Annotated in this window: 12 protein-coding genes; 7 read left to right on the top strand and 5 right to left on the bottom strand. The window is 68.8% G+C overall.

The window, feature by feature from the left end; all coding sequences use genetic code 11:
- The 3 genes from AC07YS_RS03080 to AC07YS_RS03070 form a co-directional block, all read right to left on the bottom strand.
- The gene (locus AC07YS_RS03080; protein ID WP_495267454.1) at nt 1-783 is read right to left on the bottom strand and encodes a 3-hydroxybutyrate dehydrogenase; all 783 of its coding nucleotides are present in this window, start codon (nt 781-783) and stop codon (nt 1-3) included.
- Nucleotides 784-856: 73 nt separating this feature from the next.
- Nucleotides 857-2,083, bottom strand: a complete 1,227-nt coding sequence (locus AC07YS_RS03075; protein WP_083259153.1) for a patatin-like phospholipase family protein — start codon at nt 2,081-2,083, stop codon at nt 857-859.
- A gap of 73 nt (nt 2,084-2,156) precedes the next feature.
- Nucleotides 2,157-2,606 carry a CHRD domain-containing protein gene (locus AC07YS_RS03070; RefSeq protein ID WP_070060984.1) on the bottom strand — a complete coding sequence of 150 codons (450 nt, stop codon included), beginning with the start codon at nt 2,604-2,606 and terminating at the stop codon, nt 2,157-2,159.
- Nucleotides 2,607-2,711: 105 nt separating this feature from the next.
- On the opposite strand from AC07YS_RS03070, the gene AC07YS_RS03065 reads away from it, so the two are divergent.
- The gene (locus AC07YS_RS03065) at nt 2,712-3,266 is read left to right on the top strand and encodes a DUF924 family protein (RefSeq protein ID WP_495267453.1); all 555 of its coding nucleotides are present in this window, start codon (nt 2,712-2,714) and stop codon (nt 3,264-3,266) included.
- Here the strand turns inward: AC07YS_RS03065 and AC07YS_RS03060 are convergent.
- Nucleotides 3,263-4,192, bottom strand: a complete 930-nt coding sequence (locus AC07YS_RS03060) for a YihY/virulence factor BrkB family protein (RefSeq protein ID WP_487849479.1) — start codon at nt 4,190-4,192, stop codon at nt 3,263-3,265. The genes AC07YS_RS03065 and AC07YS_RS03060 overlap by 4 nt on opposite strands.
- A 46-nt stretch (nt 4,193-4,238) precedes the next feature.
- Here AC07YS_RS03060 and AC07YS_RS03055 point away from each other — a divergent pair, with 46 nt between their 5' ends.
- From AC07YS_RS03055 to AC07YS_RS03045, 3 genes are read left to right on the top strand one after another with little or no spacing between them, the layout of a single operon-like run.
- Nucleotides 4,239-4,829 carry a chromate transporter gene (locus AC07YS_RS03055; RefSeq protein WP_070060987.1) on the top strand — a complete coding sequence of 197 codons (591 nt, stop codon included), beginning with the start codon at nt 4,239-4,241 and terminating at the stop codon, nt 4,827-4,829.
- The gene (locus tag AC07YS_RS03050) at nt 4,826-5,425 is read left to right on the top strand and encodes a chromate transporter (RefSeq protein ID WP_070060988.1); all 600 of its coding nucleotides are present in this window, start codon (nt 4,826-4,828) and stop codon (nt 5,423-5,425) included. Before AC07YS_RS03055 ends, AC07YS_RS03050 begins: the two co-directional genes overlap by 4 nt.
- Nucleotides 5,426-5,470: 45 nt before the next feature.
- Nucleotides 5,471-6,436, top strand: a complete 966-nt coding sequence (locus AC07YS_RS03045) for an aldo/keto reductase (RefSeq protein ID WP_307693105.1) — start codon at nt 5,471-5,473, stop codon at nt 6,434-6,436.
- A 7-nt stretch (nt 6,437-6,443) separates the two neighbouring features.
- Here AC07YS_RS03045 and AC07YS_RS03040 read toward each other — a convergent pair whose 3' ends face one another.
- Nucleotides 6,444-6,965 carry a GNAT family N-acetyltransferase gene (locus AC07YS_RS03040; RefSeq protein ID WP_062481065.1) on the bottom strand — a complete coding sequence of 174 codons (522 nt, stop codon included), beginning with the start codon at nt 6,963-6,965 and terminating at the stop codon, nt 6,444-6,446.
- Between the two features lie 42 nt (nt 6,966-7,007).
- Here AC07YS_RS03040 and AC07YS_RS03035 point away from each other — a divergent pair, with 42 nt between their 5' ends.
- The 3 genes from AC07YS_RS03035 to AC07YS_RS03025 all read left to right on the top strand — a co-directional run bounded on the left by AC07YS_RS03035 (nt 7,008) and on the right by AC07YS_RS03025 (nt 9,223).
- A complete protein-coding gene (locus AC07YS_RS03035; protein WP_495267452.1) occupies nt 7,008-7,607 on the top strand; it encodes a helix-turn-helix domain-containing protein in 600 nt (199 codons plus the stop codon).
- A 124-nt stretch (nt 7,608-7,731) separates the two neighbouring features.
- The gene (locus tag AC07YS_RS03030; RefSeq protein WP_167395039.1) at nt 7,732-7,902 is read left to right on the top strand and encodes a hypothetical protein; all 171 of its coding nucleotides are present in this window, start codon (nt 7,732-7,734) and stop codon (nt 7,900-7,902) included.
- A 115-nt stretch (nt 7,903-8,017) separates the two neighbouring features.
- Complete coding sequence (locus tag AC07YS_RS03025; RefSeq protein WP_495267451.1) at nt 8,018-9,223, top strand: NAD(P)/FAD-dependent oxidoreductase; 1,206 nt, start codon at nt 8,018-8,020, stop codon at nt 9,221-9,223.
- Nucleotide 9,224: the final 1 nt, after the last annotated feature.

Here is a 9,224-nt window from a genome sequence, read left to right as displayed (position 1 = left end):
CTACTGCATGTACCAGCCGTGGCTCACCACCAGCGACTGGCCGGTGAGTGCATTGGTCGGGAACGCCGCGAACAGCAGCGCCACGCGCGCCACGTCATCGGTGGTGGTGAACTCGCCATCCACCGTCTCCTTGAGCATCACGTTCTTGACGACCTGCTCCTCGGTGATGCCCAGCGTCTTCGCCTGCTCGGGAATCTGCTTCTCGACCAGCGGCGTGCGCACGAAGCCCGGGCAGATCACGTTGGCGCGCACGCCGTGCTTGGCGCCTTCCTTGGCGACCGTCTTGGCCAGCCCGATGAGGCCGTGCTTGGCCGTCACGTACGGCGCCTTCAGCAGCGACGCTTCCTTCGAGTGCACCGAGCCCATGTAGATCACGCTGCCGCCGCGGCCCTGTGCGTACATGTGCTTCAGGCAGGCCTTGGTGGTGAGGAACGCACCGTCCAGGTGAATGGCGAGCATCTTCTTCCAGTCGGCGAAGCTGAACTCGTCGACTGGATGCACGATCTGGATGCCGGCGTTGCTGATGAGGATGTCGATGCCGCCGAAGGCCTTCGCGCCCTCCTCCACCGAGGCATTGACCTGGTCTTCGTTCGTCACGTCGACGCCCACGCCGATGGCCTGCGCGCCCGTGGCCTTCAGTTCGGCGGCGGTGACGTCGGCCGCTTCCTTGTTGAGGTCGGCAATGATGATCTTCGCGCCTTCCTGCGCGAACAGGATGGCGATTTCCTTGCCGATGCCGCTGGCCGAGCCGGTGATGTAGGCGACCTTGTCCTTGAGTTGCATGGTGAAGCGTCCTTGGAAGTGGTGGATAGGAAAAAAACGAGCAAGAACCGGGCACGCGCCCGGCTGACGTCCCTCAGCGCGACAGTCCCGGCCGCTTGATGCGCCCGGTGCCCGGCTCGCCGAGGTCGAAGGTGGTCACGCCGTTCACCGTGGCGTCGGCGCGCAGCGTCTCGGGATGCGCGAGCGTCTTGCCCATGTCGCGCACGCCCGATTCCCAGTGCTCCTCGACCGCGGCGCGCGAGAACTCGTAGTCCTTCGACTCGAGCTCGTACGTCTTGTCGCGGTAGATCAGGTGAAAGATGTCGATCGGCTCGTGCGTGAGCTGCGCCTGCACCTCGACCACGCTCGGGTCGTTGCGCAGACCGGGCGGCAGCTTGGCGATCAGGTCGGCAATCGCCTGCTGCAGGTTCATGTTGGCCGCCAGCGCGTCGGTGTTCAGGCGCGTGCGGCTCGAATAGGTGATGTCCTTCTGGCGCTCCATCACGCCCGACAGCGTGTGCGGCATCTCGCCGCGCGCGTTGAACAGGTCGACCTGCAGCACCACCAGTGCCTCGGAACGCGGATGCGTGTCGAGCACGTACTGCAGCGGCGTGTTCGAGACGATGCCGCCGTCCCAGTAGTCGTCGCCGTCGATGTGCACCGGCGCAAAGCCCGGCGGCAGCGCGCCGCTGGCCATGATGTGCTCGGGGCCGATGCGCTGGCGTGTGTTGTCGAAGTACACCGAGTTGCCGGTGCGCACATTGACGGCACCGACGCTGAAGCGCGCCTCGCAGGCGTTGATGCGGTCGAAGTCGATGAGCCGCTCCAGCGTGGCCTTCAGCGGCGAGGTGTCGTAATAGCTCAGGAGCGGCGCGGCACCGCCCAGCAGCAGGGCCGGCGAATAGCGCGGCTCGAAGAAACCCGGAATGCCGACCAGCGACGCCATGGTGGCGCTCCACTGGTTCTGCGTGGCGCGGTCGCCCAGCCACGACGGCAGGCGCTGCGCCGGCCCCGAAGACACCAGGTGCCAGAACTCGCGCAGCCGGTCGACCCGCTGCGCGGGCGCATTGCCGGCGATGAGCGCGGCGTTGATGGCGCCGATCGACACGCCCGCGATCCAGTGCGGTTGCAGGTCGGTCTCGCTGAGCGCGGCGTACACGCCCGCCTGGTAGGCGCCGAGCGCACCGCCGCCCTGCAGCACGAGCGCCTTGCGGGCGGCGCGCATGCCTTCGCGGCGGGCGATGAAGGGATGGGGTGGTGCGTGCGAAGAAGAGGAAGCAGCGGTGGCGGCGCGAGGCTTTTTCTTGGGTGTCGTCGTCATGCGGTCATTGGACACCAGCCCCGCGACAGCCACCTGACCAGGGGCCTTTTCGCGGCTTCGGCCCGGACGAATCTCACATCTTCGGCAGCATCTGCCCGCGGATCTCGCCGCCCGGGTTGGCGGCCGTGTGGATGTTGGCGTACCACTTGCCGGCCACGAGATCGGCCGCCTGCGCCGGCGTGAGCGTGGCCTGGCCCTCGATCGGGCTTGCCGGACTCGCGAAGGGCAGCACCACGCCGGCATTCGCGCCCGCGGCGGCGGGCCCGTGGAAGTGGGCCGCCGTGGCCGGGCCGCTCAGGCCTTCGTAGGTGATCTTGTACTTGAGCACGTTGGTGTCGCGGTTGAGCCAGGCCTCAGCCATGCCGCTGCCGCGCGTCATGTTGGGCGGCACCTGGCTGGCCGCGTTCATCGCGCCGCTGAAGCTCGCGACGTTCGACTTCGACATCATTCCGCAGCCGGCCAGAGCGACGGCGGCCAGGCCCGCGACGAGGGTGCTGCGCCAGAGTGTGCGAGTGTTGTTCATGGTCGGGGTCTCCTGTGGATGAAAGCATTCAGCATAGGCAGACGCCGCCTGCGGCCTTGTCGGCCAGCGCCCCTTCTTCGCACGCCTGTGCAAGAGAATGCAACGATGATTTCCGACGACACCCTTCCTTCTGCACACGACGTGGTCGCCTTCTGGCGCGATGCCGGACCCGAGCGCTGGTTCGCGAAAAGCGATGCCTTCGATGCCGCATGCATCGACCAGTTGGCCGCCGCCCACCAGGCCGCGGCCAGTGGCCGGCTCGACCACTGGGCCGACACCGCCGAAGGCGCGCTGGCGCTGCTGGTGCTGCTCGACCAGTTCCCGCGCAATGCCTGGCGCCAGAACCCGCACATGCTCGCCACCGACGGCCTCGCGCTGGCCGTGGCGCGCCGCGCCGTCGAGGCCGGCTTCGACCGGCAGGCCGAGGCGCTGATGCAGCGCTTTTTCTACCTGCCCTTCATGCACTCGGAGGTGCTGGCCGAGCAGGAGCGTTCGGTCGAACTCAACGCCACGCAGGACGCCAACACGCAGCACTTCGCCGTGCTGCACCGCGACATCGTGGCGCGCTTCGGGCGCTTTCCGCACCGCAACCGGATGCTCGGGCGCAACACCACGCCGGAAGAGCAGGCGTTTCTCGACGAAGGCGGCTTCGCCGGTTAGGCCGTGTCGACGTGCGCGGGCAGCGGCACGTCGCGCGTCGGCGACGCCTGCCCCGCCGGCTCGCCGATGGCGTCCTTCATCGAGCCGTAGGTGCGCGCATAGACCCAGGTGAACTCGGCGCCCAGCAGGAAGATCTGCGCCGAGTAGTACACCCACACCAGCACCACCACCAGCGAGCCGGCCGCGCCGTAGCCCGAGGCCACGCTGCTCTTGCCGATGTACAGGCCGATGAGGTGCTTGCCCACGGTGAACAGCAGCGCCGTCACCGCCGCGCCCACCCACACGTCGCGCCACTGCACCTTGGCGCGCGGCATGATCTTGTAGATCATCGCGAAGATCACCGTGACCATCGCGAAGCTGAAGACGAAGTTCACCACCTGCGCCAGCGTGGCCCAGGCACCGAACATCGGCGACCACCACTTGCCCAGCGCGGCCAGTGCCGCGCTCGCCACCAGCGACACCATGAGCAGGAAGCCGATGCCCATGATCATGCTGAACGACAGCAGGCGCACGCGCAGCATGTTGAAGACGCCCTTGTTGCGGGTGCGCGCGGGGGCACGCCAGATGCGGTCGAGCGCGTCCTGCAGCTCGCCGAAGACGGTGGTCGCACCCACGATCAGCAGCGCGATACCGACCACCGTGGCCACGATGCCCTCGGTCGGCTTGTTGACCGCCTGCAGCATGCCCTGCACCGCCGCCGCGCCCTGCTCGCCCATGAGGCCCGAGAGCTGCGCGAAGATCTCGCCGCGCGCGGCCTCCTGCCCGAAGACCAGGCCGGCCACCGCGATCACGATCAGCAGCAGCGGCGCAATGGAGAACACCGTGTAGTAGGCCAGCGCCGCGCCCATGCTCGGGGCGTAGTCGTTGGACCAGGAAGCGAAGGCGCGCCGGCAGAGATCGAAGAGTGCGCGAAGTCGAATGAGCATGGCGTCGGGTCCCGGTGAAGCAGTCCGCCTACGATAATCGTTCCACATGCATCCGTCCGCCCCCGCCGCGGCATCGCCGCCCGACCACCCGCAGCCCGCGTCGCCACGCGACCTTTTTGTTTCATTCACCTGGCTCGCGCTGCAGGGCTTCGGCGGCGTCCTCGCCATCGTCCAGCGCGAGATGGTCGAGAAGAAGAAGTGGCTCACGCCCGACCAGTTCCTCGAGGACTGGGCCGTGGCCCAGGTGATGCCGGGGCCGAACGTGATCAACCTCGCGCTGATGATCGGCGACCGCTACTTCGGCCTGCGCGGCGCCGTAGCCGCGGTGGCGGGCATGCTCACCGTGCCGCTGTTCGTGATCCTCGCGCTGGCCGTGCTCTACGCGCACTACGCCGCCAACCCGCAGGTGGCGGCAGCGCTGCGCGGCATGGGCGCGGTGTCGGGCGGGCTCATCGCGGCCACGGGCATCAAGCTGATCCCGCAGCTGCGCAAGCACCCGCTGGGCTTTGCGACCTGCCTCGCGTTCGTGGCGCTGGTGTTCGCGGCCATCGCCCTCCTGAAGATTCCGCTGGGGTGGGTGCTGCTGGCGGTGGGCGGCGTGGCCTGCGTGTGGACCTGGAAGAAGATTTCCCCATGACCATCGCGATGCAGTGGCACGACTGGCTGGCCCTCTTCGGCCAGTACCTGCTGCTGTCGCTGCTGTCGATCAGCGGCGCGATCACCACGGTGCCCGACATGCACCGCTACCTCGTGGCGCAGCACGGCTGGCTCACCGAGGCCCAGTTCACCTCCTCGGTCGCCATCGCCCAGGCCGCGCCCGGGCCCAACGTGCTGTTCGTGGCGCTGATGGGCTGGAACGTCGGGCTGAACGCGGGCGGCGGCATCGGCGCCGGGCCCATGGCCTGGCTGCTGGGCTTCTTCGGCCTGATGGTCACGATGGTCGGCATCATGCTGCCGAGCACCACCCTCACCTACGTCGCCACGCGCTGGGGCCACCGCAACCGCACGCGCCGCGAGGTGCGCGCCTTCAAGCAGGGCATGGCGCCGGTGGTGGTCGGGCTGCTCATCGCCACCGGCTGGGTGCTGGCCGGCGGCAACCAGTCGAGCGGCGTGCCGGCCTGGCACCTGTGGCTGCTCAGCGGCGTGGCCGCGCTGGTGGTCTGGCGCACGCGCATCCACCTGCTGTGGCTGCTGGGCTGCGGCGCGGCGCTGGGCGCGGTAGGCTTCGTTTGAGCCCTTTTTCTTTCTGCATACTTTTTCTTTCAGGAGCCCTCTGCCATGTCGCAACTTCGTCCGCTCGGCCGTTCCAGCCTTCGGGTGTCTCCCCTCGCCTTCGGTGGCAACGTGTTCGGCTGGACCGTCGACGAGGCGGCCTCGTTCAAGCTGCTCGACGCCTGGCTCGACGCCGGCTTCAACTTCGTCGACACCGCCGACGTCTACTCGGCCTGGGTGCCGGGCCATGTGGGCGGCGAGTCGGAGACGATCATCGGCAAGTGGCTCAAGCACAGCGGCAAGCGCAACCGCGTGGTGCTCGCCACCAAGGTCGGCAAGCCGATGGGCGAAGGCAAGGTGGGCCTGTCGCCCACCTACATCCGCGAGGCCGTCGAGGCGTCGCTCAAGCGCCTGCAGACCGACTACATCGACCTGTACCAGTCGCACGACGACGATGCGAACACGCCGCTCGAAGACACGCTGGGCACCTTCGACGCGCTCATCAAGGAGGGCAAGGTGCGCGCCATCGGCGCCTCGAACTACACGGCGCCGCGGCTGGCCGAGGCGCTCGACGTGTCGGAGCGCCTGGGCATCGCGCGCTACGAGAGCCTGCAGCCGCTGTACAACCTGTACGACCGCGCAGTGTTCGAAGATGCCCTGGAGCCGCTGTGCCTCAAGCGCGAAGTGGGCGTGATCAACTTCTACGCGCTGGCGGCGGGCTTTCTCACCGGCAAGTACCGCACCGAGGCCGATGCGGCCAAGAGCGCACGCGGTGCCAACACCACCAAGAAGTACCTGAACCCGCGCGGCCTGCGCATCCTCGATGCGCTGGACAAGGTGGCCCAGCAGTACAACGCCAAGCCCGGACAGGTCGCCATCGCCTGGCAGATCGCACGGCCCGGCGTGACGGCGCCGATCGCCAGCGCCACCTCGCTGGCGCAGCTCGAAGAACTGGTGGTGGCCACGCAGCTCAAGCTGGACGCGGGCACCATCGACATGCTCGACCGGGCCAGCGCCGAGACGCCGGCCTGAGCCTCGGCTAGCCGTCGACCGGGTTCAACGGCGTCGCCAGGATGCGCTGGTAGAACGCCACGTCCAGCCAGCGGCCGAACTTGAAGCCGGCCTGCCGCACGGTGCCTGAGTGCGTGAAGCCCAGGCGCTCGTGCAGCGCGATGCTGCCGGCATTCGAGGCGTCGATGGCGCCGACCATCACATGCACCTCGCGCGCGATCGCCTCGGCCACGATCGCCTCCATCAGCGTGCGGCCCAGGCCCTCGCCGCGGTGCGCGGCATCGACGTACACCGAGTGCTCCACCGTGTACTTGTAGGCCGGGAAGGCGCGGAACGTGCCGTAGCTGGCAAAGCCGAGCAGCTTACCGTTGTCGTCCACCGCACCGATCACGGGAAAGCCGCCGGCGCGCTTGGCGGCGAACCACGTCACCATGTTCTCGGGCGTGCGCGGCTTGTAGTCGTACAGCGCGGTGGAGTTGACGATGGCCTCGTTCAGGATCGCCAGGATGGCGCCTGAATGGGCTTCTTCGGTGCAGGCGATGAGACGCATGGTGTTTCTCTGTCGTTCAATATAAGAGAATAATAATCTCATATGGGAAACATTTCACCTTCCACCTCCTCGCCGGCGCCGGCCGATGGCCACATCGACGCGCTCATCGCCACGCGGCTGCTGGCGCTGCGGCAAGCGCAGGGGCTCAGCCTCGCGGACCTGGCCGGGTTGTCGGGCGTGAGCAAGGCGATGATCTCCAAGGTCGAGCGCGCGCAAAGCAGCCCCACCGCCGTGCTGCTGGGCAAGCTGGCCGCCGGCCTCGGGGTCTCGCTGGCGCAGCTTCTCACCGAGGACAAGGCGCAGCCGCAACGGCTGCGCAAGCGGGCCGCGCAGGAGGTCTGGCGCGACCCCGAGGCAGGCTACCTGCGCCGCCAGGTCGCCGAGCGCGGCGCGGGCAGCGGCGTGGAGCTGGTCGAGGTCGAACTGCCGCGCGCCGCGCAGGTCGGCTATCCGCGATGGAGCGGCACGCCGTACCGGCAGAGCCTGTGGATGCTCGAAGGCGCACTGCAGGTCGACTACGGCGACGAGCGCTTCGAGCTCGCCCCGGGCGACTGCCTCGACTTCGGCGTCGACCGGCCGCTGGTCTTCAAGGCCCTGGGGCCCACCGCCTGCCGCTACCTGCTGGTCGCCGTTCCCGATTGATTGATTGAACGATTGCCTGACCGATGCGGTAGGCAAGCTCCCACACGCGGAGACGACTCAGGCCGGTCCGGGCCACGGGGTGCGTCGGGATACTGCAAGGCATCTCAGCTACCGGAGCCGCACGATGTCCTTTGCGCTTTACATGATCGGCTTTCTGATCTTCCTGGCCGGGGTCGCCTGGGGCGCCTCGGTGGCCGGCGTGCCCACGCTCTACATCGGCATCGGCGCGCTGATCCTGCTGGGCATCGGCGTCTTCAGCGCCGTGGCCCGCACGCGCAGCAAAGACCCGTCCTGAACGGGCCTGATCGCTTCACAGATCAGTTCACACAGGCTTCACGCCCGGCGCACATGGCGTCGCTAACTTCGCAGGCGCACCACACCCCGTGGTGCGCTTTGCAAGTCAGCCTCCCATGCACGCCTCTTCTTCCTGTCTCTTTTCTCCCCACGCACCTTCCTCGTCGGTCGCGCCCTGCCCCGCGCCGGCCTTCGTGAGCGACCCGGGTACGGCCTGCATCCAGGTCGACCTGCTCGTCATCGGCGCGAGCTTTGCCGGGCTGGCCTGCGCCCGCGCCGCCGCCAAGGCCGGCCTGCGCGTGATGGTGCTCGAGAAGAAGGCCGCCGCCGGCGCCAAGCTGCACACCACCGGGATCATCGTCAAGGACGCGGTCGACAGCGTGCCCTGGCTGGCTGAAGTGCCGCCCGCGCTGGTGCGCCGCATCGAAGGCGTGCGGCTGTACGCGCCCGACATGCACCACGTCGACCTGCACGCACCCGGCTACTGGTTCTGGGCCACCGACGCGCCCGCGCTGCTCGACTGGATGGTGGAGTCCACCCGGGCCTGCGGCGTCGAGGTGCGCCTGGGCACGCTGTTCGAGCAGGCGCTGTGGGCGAACGGCCGCTGGGAGGTGCCGGTGGCGCAGGGCCCGTGCATCCGCGCGACCTACCTCGTGGGCGCCGACGGCCCGCACTCGCGCGTCGCCAAGGCGCTGGGGCTGTCGCGCAACACGCGCTTTCTCTACGGTGTGGAGCACGAGTACCAGGGCGCGCGCATGGCGCCCGACCTGCTGCATTGCTTCATCGACCGCCGACTCGCGCCGGGCTACATCGGCTGGGCGCTCGACGGTGTCGGCGTGAGCCAGATCGGCCTGGCGCGCCGCATGAGGCGCCACGACACGGGCGCACTGCGCCTGGACCCGCTGCTGCGCAAGATCGCCTCCGTGGTGTCGCCCGGCGAGGCGCCGCCGGTCGCTGTGCGCGCCGGGATGATCCCCTGCGGCGGCGTGCTGCCGGTGGTGGCCCGCGAACGGGCGCTGCTGGTGGGCGATGCGGCGGGCATGGTGTCGCCCGTGACGGCCGGCGGCATCCACACGGCGCTGCAGCACGGCGAGCGCGCCGGTGAGGCCGTGGCGCGCTTCGTGCGCGGCGAGGCGGACGACCCCGCAACGTGGTTCGTGCGCGGCTACCCGCGCTTTCTGATGAAGCGCACGCTGCGCTGGGCCTTCGACCACTTCCAGAGCGACTGGATGTTCAACCGCCTGCTCGGCACGGCGCCGATGCGGCGTGCGGCGGAGTTGGTGTACTTCCACCGCAAGGGCAGCGGGCCCGTGGCCCGCTAGC

This window comes from Variovorax sp. GW458-11-26-14-LB1 (assembly GCF_059423965.1).
Note: the sequence above shows the minus strand (reverse complement) of the source record. Positions and strands in the feature narration are given on the sequence as shown.